This is a genomic window from Xanthomarina spongicola (assembly GCF_003148645.1).
Classification (GTDB): Bacteria; Bacteroidota; Bacteroidia; order Flavobacteriales; family Flavobacteriaceae; genus Xanthomarina; species Xanthomarina spongicola.
On the sequence record NZ_QGGP01000008.1, the window covers coordinates 18,765 to 42,177 of the forward strand.

26 protein-coding genes are annotated in these 23,413 nt (G+C 30.9%); 14 read left to right on the plus strand and 12 right to left on the minus strand.

The annotated features are described in order from the left end of the window. The first annotated feature begins 58 nt into the window (after nt 1-58). Both LX78_RS12945 and LX78_RS12950 read left to right on the plus strand, forming a co-directional pair. Nucleotides 59-628 carry a hypothetical protein gene (locus LX78_RS12945; protein ID WP_109683168.1) on the plus strand — a complete coding sequence of 190 codons (570 nt, stop codon included), beginning with the start codon at nt 59-61 and terminating at the stop codon, nt 626-628. Between the two features lie 15 nt (nt 629-643). Continuing rightward, nucleotides 644-1,066 (plus strand): VOC family protein, encoded by a 423-nt coding sequence (locus tag LX78_RS12950; RefSeq protein ID WP_109683170.1) that lies wholly within the window; start codon nt 644-646, stop codon nt 1,064-1,066. Nucleotides 1,067-1,073: 7 nt separating this feature from the next. Here the strand turns inward: LX78_RS12950 and LX78_RS12955 are convergent, their stop codons facing one another. The 5 genes from LX78_RS12955 to LX78_RS12975 form a co-directional block, all read right to left on the minus strand. Beyond that, nucleotides 1,074-1,949 (minus strand): bifunctional 5,10-methylenetetrahydrofolate dehydrogenase/5,10-methenyltetrahydrofolate cyclohydrolase, encoded by an 876-nt coding sequence (locus LX78_RS12955; protein ID WP_109683172.1) that lies wholly within the window; start codon nt 1,947-1,949, stop codon nt 1,074-1,076. A 63-nt stretch (nt 1,950-2,012) separates the two neighbouring features. Continuing rightward, on the minus strand, nt 2,013-2,369 hold the full coding sequence (locus tag LX78_RS12960; RefSeq protein ID WP_109683173.1) for a four helix bundle protein: 357 nt from the start codon (nt 2,367-2,369) through the stop codon (nt 2,013-2,015). A gap of 77 nt (nt 2,370-2,446) precedes the next feature. Then, on the minus strand, nt 2,447-3,775 hold the full coding sequence (ffh, locus tag LX78_RS12965; protein WP_109683175.1) for a signal recognition particle protein: 1,329 nt from the start codon (nt 3,773-3,775) through the stop codon (nt 2,447-2,449). Nucleotides 3,776-3,913: 138 nt separating this feature from the next. Beyond that, entirely contained in the window at nt 3,914-5,089 is a 1,176-nt protein-coding gene (locus LX78_RS12970) for a hypothetical protein (RefSeq protein WP_109683177.1), read from the minus strand. A gap of 135 nt (nt 5,090-5,224) precedes the next feature. Continuing rightward, on the minus strand, nt 5,225-5,806 hold the full coding sequence (locus LX78_RS12975) for an NUDIX hydrolase (RefSeq protein ID WP_109683179.1): 582 nt from the start codon (nt 5,804-5,806) through the stop codon (nt 5,225-5,227). A gap of 126 nt (nt 5,807-5,932) precedes the next feature. On the opposite strand from LX78_RS12975, the gene pyrE reads away from it, so the two are divergent. Together pyrE and LX78_RS12985 are read left to right on the plus strand one after the other, a co-directional pair. Continuing rightward, complete coding sequence (pyrE, locus tag LX78_RS12980) at nt 5,933-6,577, plus strand: orotate phosphoribosyltransferase (protein ID WP_109683180.1); 645 nt, start codon at nt 5,933-5,935, stop codon at nt 6,575-6,577. 18 nt (nt 6,578-6,595) lie between these two features. Then, nucleotides 6,596-6,991: an SRPBCC family protein gene (locus tag LX78_RS12985; protein ID WP_109683181.1), complete on the plus strand. Its 396-nt coding sequence runs from the start codon at nt 6,596-6,598 to the stop codon at nt 6,989-6,991. On the opposite strand, the gene LX78_RS12990 is transcribed toward LX78_RS12985, so the two are convergent. Continuing rightward, a complete protein-coding gene (locus LX78_RS12990) occupies nt 6,988-7,719 on the minus strand; it encodes a biotin--[acetyl-CoA-carboxylase] ligase (protein ID WP_109683183.1) in 732 nt (243 codons plus the stop codon). The two genes, LX78_RS12985 and LX78_RS12990, sit on opposite strands and share 4 nt — an antisense overlap. 94 nt (nt 7,720-7,813) lie before the next feature. On the opposite strand from LX78_RS12990, the gene rsfS reads away from it, so the two are divergent. The 6 genes from rsfS to LX78_RS13020 all read left to right on the plus strand — a co-directional run bounded on the left by rsfS (nt 7,814) and on the right by LX78_RS13020 (nt 12,658). Next, nucleotides 7,814-8,185, plus strand: a complete 372-nt coding sequence (gene rsfS / locus LX78_RS12995; RefSeq protein WP_109683185.1) for a ribosome silencing factor — start codon at nt 7,814-7,816, stop codon at nt 8,183-8,185. A 9-nt stretch (nt 8,186-8,194) separates the two neighbouring features. Beyond that, the gene (ftsH, locus tag LX78_RS13000; protein WP_109683186.1) at nt 8,195-10,198 is read left to right on the plus strand and encodes an ATP-dependent zinc metalloprotease FtsH; all 2,004 of its coding nucleotides are present in this window, start codon (nt 8,195-8,197) and stop codon (nt 10,196-10,198) included. A 119-nt stretch (nt 10,199-10,317) separates the two neighbouring features. Next, a complete protein-coding gene (locus tag LX78_RS13005; protein ID WP_109683188.1) occupies nt 10,318-10,926 on the plus strand; it encodes an LUD domain-containing protein in 609 nt (202 codons plus the stop codon). Nucleotide 10,927: 1 nt separating this feature from the next. Continuing rightward, nucleotides 10,928-11,752, plus strand: coding sequence for a phosphatidate cytidylyltransferase (locus tag LX78_RS13010; protein WP_109683190.1), 825 nt, complete (start codon nt 10,928-10,930; stop codon nt 11,750-11,752). Further along, nucleotides 11,742-12,392: a phosphatidylserine decarboxylase family protein gene (locus LX78_RS13015; RefSeq protein WP_109683192.1), complete on the plus strand. Its 651-nt coding sequence runs from the start codon at nt 11,742-11,744 to the stop codon at nt 12,390-12,392. The genes LX78_RS13010 and LX78_RS13015 overlap by 11 nt, the downstream gene beginning before the upstream one ends. Beyond that, nucleotides 12,392-12,658 carry an acyl-CoA-binding protein gene (locus LX78_RS13020; RefSeq protein WP_109683194.1) on the plus strand — a complete coding sequence of 89 codons (267 nt, stop codon included), beginning with the start codon at nt 12,392-12,394 and terminating at the stop codon, nt 12,656-12,658. The genes LX78_RS13015 and LX78_RS13020 overlap by 1 nt, the downstream gene beginning before the upstream one ends. 4 nt (nt 12,659-12,662) lie before the next feature. Here the strand turns inward: LX78_RS13020 and pafA are convergent, their stop codons facing one another. Further along, nucleotides 12,663-14,348: an alkaline phosphatase PafA gene (pafA, locus tag LX78_RS13025; RefSeq protein ID WP_109683195.1), complete on the minus strand. Its 1,686-nt coding sequence runs from the start codon at nt 14,346-14,348 to the stop codon at nt 12,663-12,665. Between the two features lie 111 nt (nt 14,349-14,459). Here pafA and LX78_RS13030 point away from each other — a divergent pair, with 111 nt between their 5' ends. Next, nucleotides 14,460-15,197, plus strand: coding sequence for an MlaE family ABC transporter permease (locus tag LX78_RS13030; RefSeq protein ID WP_109683197.1), 738 nt, complete (start codon nt 14,460-14,462; stop codon nt 15,195-15,197). Continuing rightward, entirely contained in the window at nt 15,197-15,964 is a 768-nt protein-coding gene (locus LX78_RS13035; RefSeq protein WP_109683199.1) for an ABC transporter ATP-binding protein, read from the plus strand. The genes LX78_RS13030 and LX78_RS13035 overlap by 1 nt, the downstream gene beginning before the upstream one ends. A gap of 8 nt (nt 15,965-15,972) precedes the next feature. Here the strand turns inward: LX78_RS13035 and LX78_RS13040 are convergent, their stop codons facing one another. The 4 genes from LX78_RS13040 to LX78_RS13055 form a co-directional block, all read right to left on the minus strand. Further along, nucleotides 15,973-16,740 (minus strand): DUF6090 family protein, encoded by a 768-nt coding sequence (locus LX78_RS13040; RefSeq protein ID WP_146192585.1) that lies wholly within the window; start codon nt 16,738-16,740, stop codon nt 15,973-15,975. Nucleotides 16,741-16,745: 5 nt separating this feature from the next. Then, nucleotides 16,746-18,239, minus strand: coding sequence for a DUF389 domain-containing protein (locus LX78_RS13045; RefSeq protein WP_109683203.1), 1,494 nt, complete (start codon nt 18,237-18,239; stop codon nt 16,746-16,748). Between the two features lie 90 nt (nt 18,240-18,329). After that, a complete protein-coding gene (locus LX78_RS13050; RefSeq protein ID WP_109683205.1) occupies nt 18,330-19,409 on the minus strand; it encodes a mannose-1-phosphate guanylyltransferase in 1,080 nt (359 codons plus the stop codon). A gap of 147 nt (nt 19,410-19,556) precedes the next feature. After that, the gene (locus LX78_RS13055) at nt 19,557-20,153 is read right to left on the minus strand and encodes a SprT-like domain-containing protein (RefSeq protein WP_109683207.1); all 597 of its coding nucleotides are present in this window, start codon (nt 20,151-20,153) and stop codon (nt 19,557-19,559) included. Between the two features lie 163 nt (nt 20,154-20,316). Here LX78_RS13055 and LX78_RS13060 point away from each other — a divergent pair, with 163 nt between their 5' ends. Both LX78_RS13060 and LX78_RS13065 read left to right on the plus strand, forming a co-directional pair. After that, on the plus strand, nt 20,317-21,555 hold the full coding sequence (locus LX78_RS13060; protein ID WP_109683209.1) for a fibronectin type III domain-containing protein: 1,239 nt from the start codon (nt 20,317-20,319) through the stop codon (nt 21,553-21,555). A gap of 63 nt (nt 21,556-21,618) precedes the next feature. After that, nucleotides 21,619-22,071 (plus strand): hypothetical protein, encoded by a 453-nt coding sequence (locus tag LX78_RS13065; protein WP_109683210.1) that lies wholly within the window; start codon nt 21,619-21,621, stop codon nt 22,069-22,071. 54 nt (nt 22,072-22,125) lie between these two features. Here LX78_RS13065 and hemL read toward each other — a convergent pair whose 3' ends face one another. After that, nucleotides 22,126-23,412 (minus strand): glutamate-1-semialdehyde 2,1-aminomutase, encoded by a 1,287-nt coding sequence (gene hemL, locus LX78_RS13070; protein ID WP_109683212.1) that lies wholly within the window; start codon nt 23,410-23,412, stop codon nt 22,126-22,128. Nucleotide 23,413: the final 1 nt, after the last annotated feature.

Below are 23,413 nucleotides of genomic sequence, written 5' to 3' on the forward strand. Positions count from 1 at the left end.
TATTAAATGACCTCCTAGATTAAAAATGGATTGGTAACTTTAAAACAAAAGTTATCTAATGAAACAATTAACCAACCTCCTATTTTTAGTATCATTTACTGTTTTTTCTCAGTATAGTTACAACTCATCTGAAGCATTTCCATTCGGACAAGCAAATCCAGAAGCACCAAAACAAATAACCGACTACGAAGCTATGATAGGTAGTTGCAATTGCACTTCTACAAGGCGAAATCAAGATGGTACATGGACAGAACCAGAAGCCATGACATGGACTTGGAAATACATATTAAATGGTATGGCAGTTCAAGATGAAACATTAAAAGCTGATGGTTCCCATTCTGGCAGTATTCGTCAATTTATAGCAGATAGTAGCAGATGGTATGTACATTGGTATTCATCTAAAACACCATCAACAACATTTCCTACATGGGAAGGAAACAAAAAAGAAAATGGCAACATTGTTTTGTATAAAGAGCAAGCAGCTCCAAATGGCACAGAAGGTTTTTTTAGATTAACTTTTTACGATATCAGTAAATCTGGATACAAATGGGTTGGCGAATGGGTTGACAAATCAGAATCTGTGGTTTTTCCTACTTGGAAGATTGATTGTATTAGAGAAGATAATTAGATTTAATTTTAGAATATGACAAATATTTCTCCATTTCATATTGCCATTCCTGTTCATAATTTAGAAACATGTAGAACATTTTATCGCGACCTTTTAAACTGTGAAGAAGGTAGAAGTAGCGACCATTGGGTTGATTTCAATTTTTTTGGACACCAATTAGTTATACATTATAAACCAAAATCCAAAGAAGATTTACATACCAATTCTGTAGATGGAAAAGCTGTACCTATTCCACACTATGGTGTGGTTTTACCTTGGGATACATTTCAAACTTTTGCTGAAGATTTAAAACAAAAAGGCATTGACTTCATCATAGAGCCTTATATCCGTTTTGAAGGTTTGATTGGCGAACAAGCTACCATGTTTTTCTTGGATCCAGCTGGAAATGCTTTAGAGTTTAAAGCTTTTAAAGATATGAATCAACTTTTTGCTAAATAGAAAAATATTAATGACGCAACTCTCTTGCTAATAAGGTGTTTTTTAGCAACATGGCAATAGTCATTGGACCAACACCACCTGGAACAGGAGTTATAAAACTGGCTTTTTTGCTAACATTTTCAAAATCGACATCACCTGTAATGATATAACCTTTTGGTGAAGTTTCATCTACAACACGAGTAATACCAACATCAATTATTACAGCATCATCCTTAACCATTTCTGCTTTTAGAAAATTTGGCACACCTAATGCTGATATAATAATATCTGCTTGAGATGTTATTTGTGTAATATTTTTTGTGTGACTATGTGTAATAGTTACAGTAGAATTACCTGGAAACCCTTTTCTTCCCATTAAAATACTCATTGGTCTACCAACAATATGAGAGCGACCAATTACTACAGTATGTTTTCCTTTAGTTTCTACATTATATCTATCTAATAATTCAAGTATTCCAAAAGGTGTGGCAGGAATAAAAGTGGACATGTCTAAGGCCATTTTCCCAAAGTTCATTGGATGAAATCCATCGACATCTTTATCTGGATCTACAGCCATTAATACTTTTTGAGTATCTATTTGTTTAGGCAAAGGCAATTGAATAATAAAACCATCAATTTCTGGATTATTATTTAATTCTTCAATTTTATCTAATAATTCAATCTCACTAGTGGTATTTGACATTCTAATCATGGTGGATTCAAACCCAACACGTTCGCAAGCCTTCACTTTACTCGCGACATAAGTTAAACTAGCTCCATCGTTTCCAACAATAATAGCTGCTAAATGAGGTACTTTTTCTCCTTTAGCTTTCATTTTTTTTACTTCTTCAGTAATTTCATTTTTAATGTCGTTACTTACTTTTTTCCCATCTAGTAAAATCATACTTATTAGTTTTCAGTCGCAGTCGCAGTTTTCAGATTAATTCAATTAAAAATCAATCAGTATTCACTCCGAATTTTCCTGGTTATTTATCATGTAATTTATTAATTTACCAACTTCTATTCCTTTATTTGATAAATTAATGTGTTGTTCTTCCGAAATATATTTACAAGCAAAAGCAAAATCTAACCAAGTATTTGTTTCAGAATTTTCAGCATCTGCATCAGTTAGTTTGCTATTGTAATGTTTTGGATATACTCTTTTTCTATAAGCTTCAGCTAAGTTAGCATTTACTGAACGTGAGCTTCTTATTTGATCTGTAAGAGAGTAGGCTTCTTCTTTTGGAAATGATTTTGAAATTTCAAAAATAGACATAGCCAAATCAAATGCTTTTTGGTATGCTATTAGTTTTTTAAAATCCATTTTACTTTACTATAAGTTATAATTTAAAAACCGAATACAGATAACTGAAACTGCTAACTGCGACTGTAAACTAAAAACTACTTCATCCCTTTCATGGCTTGCATCATGGCTTTCCCTTTTCCTCCTTGCATCATTTTCATCATTTTGCTCATTTGGTCAAACTGTTTTAACAATTGATTTACCTCTTGTACAGATGTTCCAGAACCTTTACCAATACGCTTTTTTCTACTTGCATTAATTATAGCAGGATTAGTCCTCTCTTTTGGGGTCATGGAATGAATAATAGCTTCAATGCCTTTAAATGCATCGTCATCTATATCAATATCTTTCATCATTTTTCCTGCACCTGGAATCATACCAATCAGGTCTTTCATATTACCCATCTTCTTAATTTGCTGAATTTGCTTTAAGAAATCATCAAATCCGAATTGATTTTTTGCAATTTTCTTTTGAATTTTTCTAGCTTCTTCTTCATCGTATTGCTCTTGAGCTCTTTCAACCAGAGACACAACATCTCCCATTCCAAGAATTCTGTCTGCCATACGAGATGGATAGAACACATCTATAGCTTCCATTTTCTCTCCTGTACCAATAAACTTAATAGGTTTATTAACTACAGATTTAATTGAGATTGCTGCACCACCTCGAGTATCTCCATCTAATTTTGTAAGGATAACACCATCGAAATTCAATACATCGTTAAAGGCTTTTGCTGTATTAACAGCATCTTGACCAGTCATAGAATCCACAACAAATAGTGTTTCTTGTGGCTCTATAGCTTTATGAATGTTTGAAATTTCGGTCATCATGACCTCATCGACTGCCAAACGACCTGCAGTATCTATAATTACTACATTAAAGCCATTAGCTTTAGCATAAGCAACACCAGCTTTTGCAATGGCAACTGGATCTGTATTACCTTTATCACTAAAGACCTCAACATTAATTTGTTCTCCAACAACATGTAATTGGTCTATTGCAGCTGGACGATAAACATCACAAGCTACTAATAATGGTTTCTTAGTTTTTTTATTTTTAAGAAAATTAGCTAGTTTACCAGAAAATGTTGTTTTACCTGAACCTTGTAAACCAGACATTAATATAATACTTGGATTTGCAGAAAGGTTTAATCCTTCTGCATCTCCTCCCATAAGCTCAGTTAATTCGTCTTTAACGATTTTAACCATTAACTGTCCTGGCTGAAGGGTTGTTAAAACGTTTTGTCCAAGAGCTTTTTCTTTTACACGAACGGTAAACTCTTTAGCAATTTTAAAGTTAACATCGGCATCTAAAAGCGCTCTTCTTACTTCTTTTAAAGTTTCGGCAACGTTTACTTCAGTGATACTTCCGTGACCTTTTAGTACGTGTAACGCTTTATCTAATTTTTCGCTTAAATTATTAAACATAATTTTCTATCAATTTTAAGAGGCACAAAAATAGCAATTTCAAGTGTATTTTTAAAGTTTAGCAAGGATTTAAACTAAACTTTAATCAAATGCCTATCTAACCTAAGTTATAATATTGATATGGAATATTTTGGAGAATTATTCTTTATTCTCATGACGCTTGTTTTTTTGATGGATTTTCCCAGCAAAATAACCCAATAAAAATGGTAATATGAGTAACAATGCGAACATTAATACAGAATAAAAGATGAAGGTTCCTGTTAGATCCTTTATATGAGTCATAGCTTCTTCAACCACTCTAACAGATATTTCGCCAGCTTCTATAGCCACAGCTTTTCTTTCCCTTAAAATAATACTGTCTAATGCTATACGTTCGCGAATAATAATTGTATCGATAGCTTGCCTTTCTAATGCCATTCGGTCACTTACAAAGGCAATTTCCTTGTTAAGACCATAAAACAAATATCGCATATCATTAGAAAATGATTGTAAAGCATCATTCAATTTATCTGGTGTATTTTCGGCAATATCACTTAAACGATCAATTTTTACTTCAATATTTGCCATAAGGTCTTTAATTTGTAAAGAATCAAAACCTTTTTCTTTCAACAATAATTCTGTGTTCCATTTAAACTGTTTACCAGCAGCATCAGTAGAATAAGTTAACTTATCTGAAAAATTAGTCATTACCTCAGAAAGTGTTCCAACAGTTGTAAACGCCAAGCTATCTGGTACTTTCAAGAAATCTACATATTCTGAACGAATTGGATTATGTTTTAAATTGGTTGCTGTAATTGGATTTTCTGTTGCATATTTTAAAGCAAATGCACGATGATTTTCAAAATCTTTAGGATTAAAAAACTGTCGCGCTTTTTTTTCAATGTCGTTTACATTCTCTTGTGAAATGCGAGCTACATAATCAGAATATCTTCCAAAATAATCAAGTGCCTCGTCGGTTACCATAAAATTGCGCACCTGTAACATATAGGACCAAGTGTCCATTAATGATAATTTAGGAGAGCTTTGAAAAGCTGTATTTTTAAAAGTATTTAGCGTTTCTATTTTCCAACGGTAAGCATGTTTCTGCAACTCTGTATTTGTAGTTGAAGAAATAATACTATCTGCAGCAAATTCTAAACGATTGGTTGCTTCTGTTACCAAAGATTGGGTAAGCAAACGCATATTTAATTCTTGTCTAGAAAGTGGTTCTTGAGCAGTATCAATTTTTAATAAGGAACAGCTGTAAAAAAATAAACCAAAAGCAGAGGCAAGTAGAATACGTTTAATAAAGTGTAAAGAATTTATTTTAATCACATCAGCTATTTTATTTTATAAATATAATAACAATAGATTAAAAATTAAACGTCAATAAAAAAAACCAATGAAACTCCTTAAATGTTTTATTTGAGTAATTTGTTTTTTTATTTAAAATTAGAAGTCCTTAAAAACTTATAATAAAACTTTAATATTTGCATAAGAATTACTTAAGGCCTGAAGTGTTTTCTCTTCGTCTAACCATGCCACTTTAGTTATACCTTCATTTTCTTGAGGTTTAGTCTTTCCGTTATAGGTCGTTTTCATTTCAAACCAATAGGTTATTTTAATTCTATATCTTCCGTTTCGCTTGAATATATGATATGTAGTTTCTAGAGGTTTTGTTATTTCTAGACCTTTTACACCAGTTTCTTCTTCAACTTCTCTTATGGCAGTTTCTTCAATAGATTCTTTCTTTTCAGTCTTTCCTTTTGGCAAATCCCATTTATCATTTCTATAAATAAATAGTATTTCACCTTTCTCGTTGTATGCTTTTCCTCCTCCAGCAACAACATTAGGCAATTTCTTTAAAAACTTTTTTAACAACTTATTTTCGTTTTTATGAATTAACCTTACTTCCTTTAATGACGTTGAATTTAGTTCTCTAATAACCTTTGTTAAGTTTACAGAACTCAAAAAATAGTTTTTAAATCCTTTTTCTTTTTCAACTTTAGTTGTTAGAATAATAGGCTTGTTATTAACAAAAACTTTATGCATAATAAGTTTAAAGCAGTTATCTTCTGTAAAAATATTAATTTTTATGTCATAACAATAGATTTCACAATTAATTATAAATACAATTTCAATTTAAAAATTTAATTAAAAAAGTGTAATTTTGCATTTATGATTTTTAACAAACATACTGCAAGAAAAACAGCTGAGGTTTTATTGCAAATAAATGCTATTAAATTAAGTCCAAAAGCCCCATTTACTTGGGCTTCTGGATGGAAATCGCCAATTTATTGTGATAATAGAATTATTCTATCTTATCCTACAATTCGAAATTATATTCGAGAAACCATGGCGAAACAAATTGAAAAACAATATGGTAAACCAGATGTTATTGCTGGAGTAGCTACTGGAGCTATAGGTATTGGCATGTTGGTTGCAGAATATCTAGGAGTACCATTTATTTATGTAAGACCTGAAGCAAAATCTCATGGTAGAAAGAACCAAATTGAAGGTCATGCAGAAAGTGGACAAAACGTTGTAGTTGTTGAAGATTTAATTAGTACTGGAAAAAGCAGTTTAAATGCCGTAAAAGCTTTAAAAGAAGCAAATCTTAATGTTAAAGGCATGATAGCTATTTTCTCTTATGGTTTTGAAGTGGCTAATAATAACTTTAATGAAGAAAACATAACACTGCATACACTTAGTAATTATCAAAGTCTCTTAGACCAAGCATTAGACACTCATTATATAACACAAAAAGAATTAAAAACTTTATCCGATTGGAATGCAAATCCAAGTGAATGGAACGCTAATTGATAGTAGAAAATTAAAAATATGAATTTAGAATCTCCTACAGTAACAGTAAACAAATCTCCTGAAGATGTATTTATCTTCTTATCTGACGTAAAAAACTTTGAAAAACTAATGCCTGAAAACATAAGTAAATTTGAAGTTTTAGACGAAGACAAGTTTTTATTTGCTCTAAAAGGAATGCCAGAAATTATACTTAAGAAAAAAGAATTAGTAGCTCCAAATAAAATAATATTAGGTGCAGCTGGAGGTAAAATAGATTTTTCTTTAACAGGACATATTACAGAACTTGAATCTAATAAAAGTGAAGTTCAATTAGTTTTTGATGGAGAATTTAATGCTATGATGGCTATGATGATTAAAGGACCTATATCTAAATTTATTGAAACCTTAGCTAGTAATATTCCTGCCTCAGTTTAATATAGTAGACTAACTTCTTTTAAATCGAATTCTTTTAAAACGTCGTCTTCTAACAAGACCTGTAAATTACCAGAATTTGAAATCGATTTAATGAAACCTGAAAATAAAGAACCTTCAGCATTTTTAAATGTTGAAGGTTTGTCTTTTCTAAATAAAAGACTTTCATAAGTATCTTTTAATTCCTGATACTTTTCTTCTTTTAAAAGATTAAAATAAAATGTTAAGTTCTCTAAAATAACACGTAACACTTCATCTAAATCAAATACTTTACCTGTTAACAAATGTAAAGACGATGCTTTTGGTAGATTGTTAAAATCAGTTTGATTTACATTTAACCCTATACCAATTATGGTTGCCTTTAAATGACTTTGTTTTATGACATTTTCTATTAAAACACCACATATCTTTTTGTTTTCTGACAAAATGTCGTTAGGCCATTTAACTCGTAATTTCGGAATTAAAAACTGCTCTAAGGCTTTAATTATTGCTAAAGAAGTTGCTATACTAATATAGAAACTCTGTTCTGCAGGTAAGAATGAAACTTCCTTAAAGACACTAAACATGAGGTTTTTAGAATCTGTCGAGACCCAAGAAGTTCCCATTTGCCCTCTACCTTGAGTTTGATAATTTGCCACTACTATGGTATCATCTGCAATAAACTCTTCCATACTTAACTGCTTTAAATAGCTGTTTGTAGAGTCGATGGCATTAAGTTTGATTATACGCATAATAAATAGTTATATTCGTACTGTAAAATCTTATGAAAATTTTAGAGTATAAAGAACTAAAAAATAATAACTTTGCACAAATTAAATACAATTAATGGCGAAAAAAGAATCTAACGCAGACCAACTTATAACAACAATTATAAGTGGAATAGAAGATGTAAAAGGAAAAGATATTAATATTCTAGATTTACGAGATATTGAAAATACAGTCTGCGACTACTTTATTATTTGCGAAGGTACTTCGAATACACAAGTTAATGCCATTGTAAATTCCATTCAAAAAAAAGTAAGTAAAGAACTAAAAGATAAGCCTTGGCATATTGAAGGTGAAGACAATGCTGAATGGGTTTTAATGGATTATGTAAATGTTGTTGTACATGTGTTTCAAAAACATATTAGACAGTATTACGACATTGAAAGTCTTTGGGGAGATGCAAAAACAACAGTAGTTGAAACAAATTATTAAAAAGAATTAATGACTAATAAGAAAAAAATAAATCCTAAAAAACCTAAATTCAGTCCTTACTGGATTTACGGAATCATTATAGCTGTTTTTTTAACCATGCAATTGTTTACTGGTAGTAGTTTTCAAGACGCTATACCTACAACACCATCGCAATTCATGACATTTTTAAAAAATGGTGATGTTGAAAAAGTTGAAATAGTAAATAGAAGAGAAGCAAAAGTTTATTTAACAGCAGAAGCTGAACTAAAAGAAGTTCATAAAAAATCTAAACCTTCATCTTTATTACCATCTGCAACCAAATTACCTAATTATAAATTTGAGTTTGGAGACCTTCAGAATTTTGAAGATGATATTTCTAAAGTTATAAATGAAGAAGATTTAGACCCTCAACCAAAAGTAGAATATAAAACAGAACAAAATCTTTGGGGAGATTTCCTAATTGGTTTACTTCCTTTCATTCTATTAATTGGAGTATGGATATTTATCATGAGACGTATGTCTGGTGGTGGAGCTGGTGGTGGTGGCAGCCAAATATTTAATATTGGCAAATCTAAAGCCAAGCTTTTTGACGAAAACACTGAAGTTAAAACAACCTTTAAAGATGTTGCTGGATTAGAAGGTGCTAAAGAAGAAGTTCAGGAAATAGTAGATTTCCTTAAAAACCCTGAAAAATATACTTCTTTAGGTGGTAAAATTCCAAAAGGAGCCTTATTAGTTGGAGCTCCAGGAACAGGTAAAACTTTATTAGCAAAAGCTGTAGCTGGAGAAGCTCAAGTACCTTTCTTCTCATTATCTGGATCAGATTTTGTTGAAATGTTTGTAGGAGTTGGAGCCTCTAGAGTAAGAGACCTTTTTAAACAAGCTAAAGAAAAATCACCTGCCATTATATTTATTGATGAGATTGATGCTATTGGTCGTGCTAGAGGTAAAAATGCCATGTCTGGAAGTAATGATGAACGCGAAAACACATTAAACCAACTATTAACAGAAATGGACGGTTTTGGCACAAACACAAATGTTATTGTTCTTGCTGCAACTAACAGAGCCGATATTTTAGATAAAGCGCTTATGCGTGCTGGACGTTTTGACAGACAAATATTTGTAGATCTTCCAGATGTTCGTGAACGTAAAGAAATATTTGAAGTTCATTTAAGACCACTTAAAAAAGCAAAAGATTTAGATATAGATTTCTTAGCTAAACAAACTCCTGGATTCTCTGGAGCAGATATTGCCAATGTTTGTAACGAGGCTGCACTAATTGCTGCAAGACAAGGTAAAAAAGCTGTAGACAAACAAGATTTCTTAGATGCTGTAGACCGAATTATTGGTGGTCTTGAAAAGAAAAATAAAATAATGACTGTAGCCGAGAAAAAAGCCATTGCTTTTCATGAAGCTGGTCATGCTACTGTAAGTTGGATGTTAGAACATGCAGCTCCACTTGTAAAAGTAACTATTGTTCCTCGTGGAAGATCGTTAGGTGCTGCTTGGTATTTACCTGAAGAAAGACTAATTGTTCATCCAGAACAAATGTTAGACGAAATGTGTGCAGCTCTTGGTGGACGTGCTGCTGAAAAAGTTATTTTCGATAGAATCTCTACTGGTGCCTTAAGCGATTTAGAAAAAGTAACCAAACAAGCAAGAGCTATGGTTACTATTTATGGACTTAGTGATAAAATAGGAAATTTAACTTATTACGATTCTTCAGGACAAAATGAATACGGTTTTACAAAACCATATAGTGAAAAAACAGCCGAATTAATTGATAAAGAAATTTCAGATATTATTGAAGAACAATATCAAAGAGCTGTTAAAATTCTTGAAGAAAACAGAGATAAATTAACCCAATTAGCTGAAGTTTTACTTGAAAAAGAAGTTATTTTTAAAGATAACTTAGAGAAAATATTTGGCAAACGTCCTTTTGAAAAGGAAGAAATGGTTGAAGAGAAAAAAGCTGAAGAAAAGACAGAATTAAAAGAAGAAAAAAAAGAACTTGACAAAACTAAAGAAGAATAAATGTCTCTTATATATTTGTTAAGGTTAAGCAAAAATCTTAAATTAACCCATTGGTTAGTTTAAGATTTTTTATATTTGAAAAAAAGCCTACTATACTTAGATTAATAGCATTAACTTAAATGAGTCTTTTTAGAAAACTTTTTGGTTCCAAATCTGAAAAATCAGAAGAAGAATTAAAGTCAAATGACAGAGGCAAATACATGCCAGAAATAAAACTACCTGTAGATGAAAGGTTTACTATAAACTTTAAAGCTAATGGTGGTAAATTCTTGTATTGTGAAAATTTAGATGAAATTTACAATTCCCTTAATAACATTATTGAAGAGAACAGTTGGCAAGATAAAAAAGTACTCTTTCTAGACAATAACATGGAAGACAGATTTAAAAACTTTAATCTTTCAAAATCTAACTCAATAGAAAACGCTACTTTTTTTCTTACTACCTGCGAAAATCTAATAGCTGATGATGGTTCGCTACTTATCTCATCAAGACAAATTGCTGAAAAAAAATTAAAAGAACTTCCAGATAATTTTATTGTTTTTGCAACTACTAGCCAAATTGTTGAAAATATTGGAGAGGGTCTTAGAGTTATTAAATCTAAAAATAAAAAACAGATCCCAACAAATATTACAACTATAAAACATTTTAAATCTCTTGAAGAAAAAGACTTTATGACTTATGGTAGTAGTTCAAAAAATTTATATTTACTACTATTAGAAGACCTTTAGAATGAAAGAAATTCTTGTAAGATCCTTTTCTGGCCTCTTGTATGTTTCGCTATTAGTTGTTTCACTAATCAACGAACACACTTTCATTATACTCTTTTATATTTTTGGTATTATTTGTTTAGCAGAATTTAAAAAACTTATTCAATACAAATCATTTATTCCGTTTCTAGTCTTTACCTTTTTATATTTAGTTTTTGGCTATTGGCAATTTGTTATGAATTCTAAAGAAGGTTTAAATGAAGCCACACAAATATTACAAGTAATAACCATATTTGTTCAATTGCTCTTAATAAAAGACTTATTTACTGAAAAGAATATCCCTTTATTTATTTCTAAAAAAATAATTATTACCACCTTCTATTTGTCAAGTGGATTTATTTTCTTGGTCTTAATTGCAACAAACAATCATACATTTAGTCCTTTAGTTTTATTAGGATCATTTATTCTAGTTTGGACAAATGACACATTTGCTTACCTAGTTGGAAAGAATTTTGGAAAGCAAAAATTATTTCCAAGCATTTCTCCAAAGAAGACAGTTGAAGGGTTTTTAGGAGGTTTATTTTTTGCTTCAATTGCAAGCTATTTTATTGCTACATTTACAGAAACTAATTTAAGCTTTTCAAATTGGTTAATTCTAAGTATTATTATTAGTGTATTTGGTACGCTAGGCGATTTAATTGAATCGAAATTTAAACGTCAGGCAAATGTTAAAGATAGTGGTATTATTATGCCAGGACACGGAGGATTATTAGACAGGTTTGACAGTATTATTTTTGCTGCGCCTTTTATTTATTTGTTTTTACGTATTTTAAACTATGTTTCATAAAGAAGGTCATAAAATTATTTTAGTAACACTTATTATAGTTGTTGCTTTATTTTTGCTTACAGATAGTTTTGTAACTATTACTTGGTTAAGCACATTATTAATGATTGTTTATTTAGTTTTTTTATTACTAATTTTACAATTCTTCCGGAACCCTAAACGTTTTACTCATAGAAATGCCGATACTGTTGTGTCTCCTGTAGATGGAAAAGTAGTGGTTATTGAAGAGGTTTTTGAAAAAGAATTTTTTAATGAAAAACGTCTTCAAGTTAGTGTTTTTATGTCTCCAATAAATGTACATGTTACAAGACATCCTATTGGTGGAAATGTTATTTTTAGCAAATACCATAAAGGAAAGTATTTAGTAGCTTGGCATCCAAAAGCAAGTGAAGAAAATGAACGCACTACTGTTGTAGTAGAAAATGAAACCTATGGCAAAGTACTTTATAGACAAATTGCTGGAGCTTTAGCAAAACGTATTGTTAATTATGCCAATGTAAATCAAACTGTATTGCAAGGAGAAGATTCTGGATTTATTAAATTTGGGTCTAGAGTCGATTTATTTCTACCTTTAGACACAAATATTAAAGTACAACTCAATCAAAAAGTACGTGGTGGCGAAAGCATCATTGCTGAAAAATAATGACTTCTGAAGAATTAGATATCGCATTTAAAGAAGCTGTAGATCGAATTAACGATCATACAGACCCTTTTCCAGCAGATTTTTTATTGCGTCTTTACGCTTTCTACAAAAAAGCTACAAACGATTATGGCAGACCTAGTAGTAGTAAACCTATAATTAATGCTTTTAAAACTAATGCCTTATTTCAAATTCAAGATATTTCTGAAGATGAAGCTAAACAAACCTATATTGACCTAGTAAATAATTATTTTCTTTATAGAAAGTAATTATTTAATCGTTTTCCAAAACAAACTCTAAGGGCATACCTATAGAACCATTTGGAAAACTAATTCCTAACAATGCTGAAATTGTAGGTGCTATATCAATAATTTCTGTTCTTTTTACAGAAGATCCATTAACAATTCCTTTTCCAAAGAATAATAATGGTACATGCGTATCGTAATTAAAACCTGTATGATGGTCTGTTCCAGTTCTATTCCAAGGTGTATCTTTAAAAACAGCTGGTTTATATACAAACAAAACCTCTCCAGATCTTTTTTGATTATGACCATTAGCTAACATGTTTTCTACATAACCATTAATGTCTTCTAAAAGATTAATTTCAGAAGTAATAAAAACTTTATCAATCAAATCGTATTTTAATAAAGCTAAAGCTACATACTCTTTTAAATCTTCCAGATCTAAGTCTTTTTCTGCAATTTTATTATGATCATAATATATTTGATTATTAATTCGGCTTAATAACAAATTTGGTGTACCATATTCTTTTTCTAGCAAAATATTCAAATCATCTAACATAGTACTTTCATTAAAAAGTCCTGCAGGAATTTTTTCAGATTGTAAATATGCTGGCACATCTGGTGCTCCATGATCTGATGTTAGAAAGACTGTATATTCACCAACACCTACTTTAGTATCTAAAGCTATTAGAAGTCTTTCTATTTCTAAGTCTAAACGTAGATAGGTGTCTTGAGTTTCTTTAGCATTTACGCCATAATCATGACCAATCTTATCTGTACTCGAATAACTTATAGTTAATACATCTGTAAATTCATCTTGACCTAATTGCTCTCCATTTATAGCTGCAAGAGCAAAATCTGTTGTTAAACTATTTCCGAAAGGAGATTCGGCTATTATTTTAAAATTTCCATTTAAGCTTTTTAATTTTTCTAAATCATATGGAAATGTTGCTGTTTCTTTTCCCTTAAGAATTCTTTCAAATGAATTTAAATCACTACCACTTTCTGTATAAGTTTGTATTGGATAAAGCGTATTCCATTCTTTAAAATAAGACTCTGTTATTGTAGATTCATTAAACTCTTGAACCCATTTCGGTAAAACATTCATATAAAACGAACTGGTTATCCAATTACCTGCTCCATCATGTTCATAATCTAACCAATAGGCAGCATTTGCAGTATGACCAGCTGGCAAAATAGCTCCTCTGTGTTTAAGTGAAACACCTATGGTTTTACCTCGCATTTGTGTAAATAATCTGTTTTCATCAGCAAATGTTGTAGTAAGCAATCTTTGAGGTGATTTTATTCCGTCTTTACTACTTGTGCCTATAGGTTGAACAGAATTATCTTCAACACAATTAACATTCTCTAATAAGTTTTTATCAAACCAATCGTTTCCAATAATGCCATGATACTTTGGCGTAGTTCCAGTAAAAATGGAAGCATGACCTGGTCCTGTTTTTGTTGGAATGTAATTAAAATGATTGTTTTTACAATTAAAACCTTCATTCATCATTCTTTTAAAACCTCCTTCTCCATATTTAGAATAAAAACGTGTTAAATAATCGTAACGCATTTGGTCTACAACTATTCCAACAACTAGTTTTGGAGTTTCATTTTTTTGAATGTTCTTTGGTTTGTTTTCTGTAGCTTCCTTTTGAGCCTGACATGAAATACTTATTATTAAAACAAATAAGATAAGAATGTACTTTTTCATTGTTTAAAAATCAAATTATTGCTCAAAAATAGGCATTTTAACACATCATAATTTAAAATTAAGGTTAAAAAAGTCTTAGTTTTTTATACTTTAGCAGGAACAAAATAATTTATGACATACCTTCATAATATTGGTGCTTATTTTATAATGATTAAAGATATGTTTCGCAAACCAACCAAATGGTCTGTTATGAAAATACTTATCTTTAAAGACATAGACGATTTAATAATTGGCTCTCTAGGTATTGTTGCTTTTATTTCTTTTTTCGTTGGTGGTGTTGTTACTATTCAAACAGCTTTAAATATTACTAATCCCTTAATTCCAAAATATTTAGTTGGTTTTGCAACTAGACAATCTGTTATATTAGAATTTGCTCCAACATTTATTTCCATTATTATGGCAGGAAAAGTAGGTTCTTTTATTACTTCCAGCATAGGTACCATGCGTGTTACAGAACAAATAGATGCGTTAGAAGTTATGGGAATAAATGCTATTAACTATTTAGTTTTTCCAAAATTTATTGCATTAATGCTATATCCATTTGTTATATCAATTGCTATGTTTTTAGGAATTCTTGGAGGTATGGCTGCATGTATTTATGGTGGTTTTAGTACTCTTGAAGATTATATAACAGGAATACAAATGGATTTTATTCCATTTCATATTACTTATGCTTTTATTAAAACTTTTGTATTTGCATTTTGCTTAGCAACAATTCCTTCTTTTCATGGCTATTTCATGAAAGGTGGAGCTTTAGAAGTAGGAAAAGCAAGCACCACATCTTTTGTTTGGACTAGTGTGGTTATTATTCTTGTAAACTATATACTAACCCAATTACTACTGAGCTAATGATAGAAGTACAAAACTTACATAAATCCTTTGGAGAAGCTCATATTTTAAAAGGTATTTCAACCTCTTTCGAAAATGGTAAAACCAGTTTGGTTATAGGGCAAAGTGGATCTGGAAAAACAGTCTTTTTAAAATGCTTGCTAGGCTTATTTCATCCAGAAGAAGGTAGCATTTCTTATGATGGTAAAATTTATTCTGAATTAAATAGTAATGAAAGAAGAGACCTTCGTTCTGAAATGGGCATGGTATTCCAAGGATCTGCTTTATTTGACTCTATGACCATTTTAGAAAACGTTATGTTTCCTTTACGAATGTTTACCAAGCAAAGTTTAAGCGAAATGCAAGATCGTGCAGATTTTGTTTTAAAACGAGTTAACCTTGCTGATGCACATAATAAAATGCCTAGTGAAGCTTCTGGTGGCATGCAAAAAAGAGTTGCCATAGCCAGAGCGATTGTAAATAAACCTAAATATTTATTTTGCGATGAGCCTAATTCTGGTCTAGACCCAAAAACGGCTATTGTTATAGATAATTTGATTCAGGAAATCACAGAAGAGTACAATATTACAACTGTTATAAATTCTCATGACATGAATTCTGTTATGGAAATAGGTGAGAAAATTGTGTTTTTAAAAGATGGTATAAAAGCTTGGGAAGGCTCTAAGGAAACTATTTTTAAAACCGATAACGAAGTGGTAACCGATTTTGTTTATTCGTCTGAGTTATTTAAAAAAGTACGCCAAATGTATTTGGAAGAGAGACAATAATTTGAAACTTATTTTTTTGACATTAATTCTTTTAAAATAAGCTCTTGTAGCTTAATAACCTTTTCTTCTAAAGTCTTAGCACGTAGTTGAACAAATGAATTCTCAAATGCTGCAGCACGAATTATTTTAAGAAAATCATCCTCTTTTTTGATATTTTGAAAATCTTCTAAAGGGATAGTTAGTGTGGTTAAAAAAAACTTATCTTCAGCTATTTCCCAGTTAAAATGCTTTACAAAGAAAGGTTGAATAATATTTGATTTGAATGTTATACGCTCTTTTTCATATTGTGCATAATAAGGGTAATAAGACTCATATAAATCTGAGATTGACATTCTTAAGCTATCACTCCTAACAATTTCAACCCCTTTGGATGTTAATAATTCATAACCACTCATATTGGGATTAAAATGTGGAGCAGCCTTCATTTTTGCTACATTATAATAAAACTCTTCTGAAGGTGTATCATGTTCTTTTAAATATTCAATAATATCCTTTGAAGCTAAATTCAAACTGTCCATTATTGAAATATCTTCTCTTATTTCAAAGAGATCAAAAACTAAATTAGACTCAATTTCTTTTAATATTTTTACTTCTAATTCGCTTTTTTGTCTTTCGGTATTCCAATTGTTAATCTGAAGTGCAATTAAAATTCCAATAACTACCAAGATAATTTCGCCTATAGCATAAAGCAGATACTTGCCTGCCGGCGAGGCAGGTTTATTAAATCTGTTTTCTCCAACCAATTTTCTTCTAATAGTTCGGAAGAATTTTATCATAAAATTTAATTTACACGCCTAACTACTATTGTATCTAATTTAAGTTTCACTTTTAACCAACGCTCTATTTTATCTTGCTCTTTCTTAATAGCTGCATCATTTAATTTGTTATTATCCCAACTCACTAAAAACTCTGATATAGTATCCGACGTTTTGAAATCGGAAGTTAAAATACGATTTGCATAACTTATAGAAGTAATATTCTCATAGTTTATATTAACTTCTTTAACAACATCATTAAATGGGATGGTGTTTTTTTCCAAAGAAGCAAGAGCTTTGACTCTATTTTCAAGAAATTCAATTTTTTGAGATTGGGATATCAAATCTACAGAGTCGCGATAACGCAACTGTTCCATATATCTCGTATTATCTAGCTGCTCTGTTCTACTTTGATTAAATATAACTCTAGTATTTGATAAAGCTGGATAAGCATCTTTTCTATGCTTAATTAAATCTACTGTTGACTGTGGAACTTCACTTAAACCATAAGTATTAAATTCGATATAAGATCCTTCCTTATCATACTTATAAATAACATTCTTTTTAATATATTCGGAATCCTCTAAACCTCCCAATTCATTTTCAACATAACTTCTAGCATCTACATAAAAATTACTTTCTTTAAGTACTTCAATAAAGGTCCAAACAGCTGGAACCATTACTATAACTGCTAGTAGTGAAGCGAATCTTGCAATTCGTTTACGCTTTTTTGAATTGGCATATTTAAGCATTGGAAACCTTAAGACTTTAAGAACCACAAATGCTGCTAATGCAATAAATATCGTGTTAATTGTAAATAAGTACATGGCACCAAAAAAATATGGCCAGTTGGCTTTAGCTAACCCATAACCTGCTGTACATAATGGAGGCATCAAAGCTGTTGCAATGGCAACACCAAAAATTACGGACGCTATGGTTCCTTTTTTTGTTCGAGCAATCATTAATGCCGAACCACCAAAAAATGCAATTAGTACATCGCGAATATCTGGTTTTACTCTACCTAAAAGTTCTGAAGTATCTTCACTTAATGGAAATAACCAGAAAAACAAAAAAGCTGTTAATAAACTCAACACAATCATAGTTGCTAGGTTTATTAACGATTTTTTCATGGTATCGATATCGTTAACTGCTACAGATAAACCAATTCCTAAAATAGGTCCCATTAGAGGAGAAATTAACATGGCACCAATTACAACTGCAGTCGAGTTTGCATTTAAACCAATAGATGCTACAAAAATGGAACACACTAAAATCCAAGCTGTAGCTCCTTTAAAAGAAATGTCTTTTTTTATAGCTTCTACAGTTTCGTCTCTGTCTGTATCTTCTCTAAAGTCTAATAATTCTTGTAAAAAATGCTTTATGTTTTGAAATAAGCCTTTGGCATCTTTAGTAACTGCCTTTTTAGATTCTTCAACTGCTTGATCTTTCTTAGCATCTTGGATTGCTTGATCTTTTTTTGATTCGTCTTCTTCAGAAAAATTGAATTTATTTTCTTCCATGTAATTAGTGTTTATAATCTATATGCGAATATATAAATAAAACGCATTGAATAATATAAATTGATAATAGGCAATAAAATATACTTAAATCTAACCTAAATTATTCCCAAAAGTGTGCTTTACTTTTGTAAGCACTTTTTTAATGTCTTGTTCTTTTGTCTTTGGATAGATAAGCAACACCTCCTCTTTATCTACAATTATATAATCTTTCAATCCATCGACAACAACAACTTTATCTTTTTTAGTACGAATCATGTTCCCAGAAGCATCTTCTAATAAAGTTCTTGCATTCACTACAGCATTCTGGTTTTGGTCTTTATCTAATTTATCGTATAAACTTCCCCAAGTTCCAAGATCATTCCAATCGAAAGTTGCTGGAATTACATATACATTTTTAGAAGATTCCATAATGGCATAATCAACTGATATATTTTCTGCCAATCCGTAATTTTCGTTTATAAAATCGCTTTCCTTTTCAGTATTATAAACTGGAATTCCTTTTTCAAAAAGTTGAAATAATTCCTCTTGATTTCTTTTAAATGCTTCAACTACATGCTTAACATGCCACATAAAAATACCTGCATTCCATAAAAAATTACCTTGCTCTAAAAACTGTTTGGCAGTTTCATAATCTGGTTTTTCTCTAAATTGATTAACCTGTTTAATGTCTGTTTCAAAGCTCGTATTATATTCAATATAACCATAACCTGTATTTGGAAATGTTGGCTTGATTCCTAGAGTCATTAACGCATCGTTTTTTGAACAATAATCAAAAGCCTGTTGTACGTTATCTGTAAAAGCCTGTTCGTCTTCAATCCAATGATCGCTTGGAGCGACAATCATAACTGCATCATTATTTTCCTTCTGAATTTTTAATGCTGCATACAAAATACAAGGAGCTGTATTACGCATAGCTGGCTCTAAAACTACCTGACGTTTGGTGACTTCTGGTAATTGCTCGAAAACTAAATCGTTATAACGTTCATTAGTTAAAATGAAGATATTTTCTTTAGGGATTAAATTTGATAACCTTTGAAATGTTTTCTGGATTAAGGTATCTCCAGTTCCGAGCATGTCGTGAAACTGCTTCGGGAAATCTTGTGTGCTTACTGGCCAAAATCTCGACCCTACTCCTCCAGCCATTAAAATGGCATAATAATTTTTATTCATTGAAAATATTATTTTCATTCCCTTGAAGAAGGGAATCTATTTTATTAAAATTTTATTAGTCATTGCGAGACCTATAGGTCGTGGCAATTTGTTTTATTATAATCGATAATGCAAAGAAGGATTCCAACTCTCTTGTGAATTACATTTTTATTTTAACAATTCCACTTCTGCATTCGGGTTGAAAAGATACAATTTTCCAGTACTTATTTCAACACATTCAATACGTTTTGTCCTTGTACTTCCTTTTTTGAAAACTTTCCCGTTATAAAGTTTGAATGTTGTTCCAATTGGAACTTCAAAAACATAAGTTTTATCATTAGGTGCATCAAACTGCTTTAAGGCTAAAGATAAAGCAGTATCTGTGTCGCTACTTGCTTTAGGATTTTTAAAATGTTTTGCCAATAGAGGTAGTAAGTCAATTGGAAAAATTTCTGGATTTAAAAATGGCAACATAAGCCTTTGAAATGTGTGTTTCCATTCTTTGCCATGAGGTTTTATAAATCTTCCAAAAGTATTATAGGCTTCAAAATGGGCAATTTCGTGTATTAATGTTATTAAAAATCGATAGTTATTTAAGCTAGAATTAATTGTTATTTGGTGTTTTCCATTTGGTAATCGTTTATAATCTCCATGTCTTGTTTTCCTTTCATTTTTTACTTTAACAGTTAAATTATCGTGTTGCAAAAGCGCTAAGACTTGAGTAAGTGCTTTTTCAGAAACAAATGGTTTTAAGGTATTATGCATAAAGCAAAAATAGGGTTTTATTTAAATAAAAACTTGTACTTTTTGTTTACCAATTATGATTAATTTTTAGTTTATATATAGTATAAATCAGATTTTTATCGAAATTTCTCTATTTCATAAAACATTTTTATTATTTTCACTCATCCAAATATCTAATCTTAAAATGAAAAAATCAATCTATTTATTAGCCCTAACCTTTTTGTTTATATCATGTTCTGATAATGACGACGTTATTGTAGAACAATGTGGTCAACCACAGAACGTAACTGTAAACAACATAACTTTTGACAGTGCTTCGGTAACGTGGGACAACAACAGCGCTACTTCATACACTTTAGAATATGGTCTGTCTGGATTTACTTTAGGTTCAGGAACATCTGAAAATGTTACTAATAATACGGCATTATTTTCTGGTTTATCAGCTAATACAGCTTATGATGTATATGTAAGTGCTAACTGTTCTACATCTAACACGAGTATGTACACAGGACCTATAAGCTTTGTAACTTCGGCTCCACTTGTGGTGCCAGAATTTTTACCTAATTTATCTGAACTCAATTTATTTGAAGGAGAATTAAATAATCTTATGCCTAGCGAACGTGCTTTTATTTATAATTTAAACACCACGCTATTTACAGATTACGCTTACAAACAAAGAATTCTAGCTTTACCAGAAGGAACCTCTATGGAATATGTAGACGATGGTTTTCCAAATTTCCCAGACAATACAGTAATGGCTAAAACCTTCTACTATCTTAACAATGAAAGAGACGAATCTGAAGGAAAGCAAATAATTGAGACTCGTGTTTTAATTTTAAAAAATGGCATTTGGGAATTAGGAAACTATAAATGGAATTCTGATCAAACTGATGCTGTATTAGACAATACAACTAGTAATGTTGCAGTAAGCTATTTAGATACCAATGGAGCTACAGTAAATGTAGATTACGCTATTCCTTCTGCTCAACAATGTATCGATTGCCATAATAACAATAATATTATTATTCCTATTGGACCGAGATTAAGAGCATTAAATGGCAACAATCAATTGGAAGATTGGATATCTAATAATTATTTAAGCAATTTAACAGATGTATCTCAAGTGGCTGTTTTACCAAATTGGGAAGATGCAGTAAATTACACATTGGAAGAACGTGCTAGAGCTTATTTTGATATGAATTGCGCACACTGCCATACAGATGGTGGCTTTTGTGGAGATCAATCTTATTTAAGACTGTCTTACGATACTCCTTTTGCAGATTCTTACATATTTGAAGACAAAATTAATATAGATACTAGAATGTCTTTTTACTACCAAGGAGTAAGCATGCCATTAATTGGAACAACTATGATGCATCCTGAAGGTTATGATTTAATTAGCCAGTATTTAGACACTCTCTAGAAATTGTAATTAAACCTTTTTTCATTTAATTGGTCTTATAGTTATAATCTTAAAAATGAAAAAATGAAAAAAGTAATTGCAATAGTATTCTTATCGCTTAGTTTCTTAACTAATGCACAAGAAAAGAGAGAGAGAGCAAATAAAATGCAGGATTATACTCCTGAAGAAATGGCTCAAGTTCAAACAAAACAAATGACTTTAGATTTAGATTTAACCGAAGTTCAACAAAAACAGGTTCAACAAATAAATCTAGAAAACGCTAAAGAACGAAAAGCTAAATATGAAGCAAGAGAAAATGCTTCTAAATCTTCTGAAAAAGAAAAACCTTCAAAAGATGAACGACTTAAAATGAAGAATGAGCAATTAGATCGTCAAATTGAAATGAAAAAAAAGATGAAGAGCATTTTAAATGAAGATCAATATAAAAAATGGGAGGAAATAAGTAAAGAAAGAAGAGAAAAACAAAAAACTAAGATGCATCAAAAACAAAAAATGCACAAATCAGAAAAAAAATAATCTGAACGACATTTAATAAAAGGCTGTTTAAAAATAATTTAAACAGCCTTTATTTTATAAGGTACTACAAACTTTATTACAAGCTGCAATCGTTTTATCTAAATCTTCGTAAGTTAAAGCATCTGTAATAAACCACGTTTCAAAAGCACTAGGTGCAATATATACACCTTCTTTTAACATGCCGTGAAAAAAGGCTTTAAACCTATCGTTATTTCCTTTAGCTGCTGTTTCAAAATCAACGACTTCTGCTTCAGAAAAATGAATGGAGATCATAGAACCAATTCTATTGATTGTATGTGGTATTTTGTATTTATTTAATACGTCTTCACAGCCTTTATGCAAGTAAGCTGTTTTTTCAGCAAGACGCTTATAGATGCCTTTGTCTTCATTTAATTCTGTAAGCATAGCCAATCCTGCAGCCATGGCTAATGGGTTTCCACTTAATGTCCCAGCTTGATACACAGGTCCTAGAGGAGCTAAATGATTCATAATTTCTGCTCTTCCTGCAAATGCTCCAACAGGCAATCCTCCACCTATAACTTTTCCAAAACAAACTAAATCTGCTGATATATCAAAAAGTTCTTGAGCGCCACCTTTTGCTAATCTAAAACCTGTCATAACCTCATCAAAAATCAGCAAAATGTTATTGGCATCGCATAAACTTCTTAGTTTTTGTAAAAAGATTTCTTTAGGAGGTATACAACCCATATTTCCAGCAACAGGCTCTATAATAATGCAAGCAATATCATTTTTATTGGCTTCTACAATGGATTCTACATGTTTAATATCATTAAATCTTGCTAACAAGGTGTCTTGAGCTGTACCTTTAGTAACTCCAGGACTATTAGGACTTCCAAACGTTACTGCGCCACTTCCTGCTTGTATTAAAAAGGAATCGCTATGACCATGATAACAGCCAGCAAATTTTATAATCTTATCTTTTCCTGTATATCCTCTAGCCAATCTAACAGCACTCATACATGCTTCAGTTCCTGAGTTTACAAACCTTATTTTATCTATGTTTGGCACCATTGAAACTGCTAACTTAGCTATTTTTGTTTCTATCTCTGTAGGAGTTCCAAAAGAAGTTCCAAGTTTCGTTTTTTCAATTACTGCATCAACCACTGGTTTGTGAGCATGACCCAATATCATTGGTCCCCAAGAATTAATATAATCTATATATTTATTGTTGTCTTCGTCTATTAAATAAGCTCCTTTTGCTTTTTTAATAAAAATTGGTGTTCCACCTACAGCATTAAATGCTCTCACTGGCGAATTTACGCCTCCAGGAATAACTTTTTCTGCTTCAGCAAATAACGCGCTACTTCTTTTATATTGCATG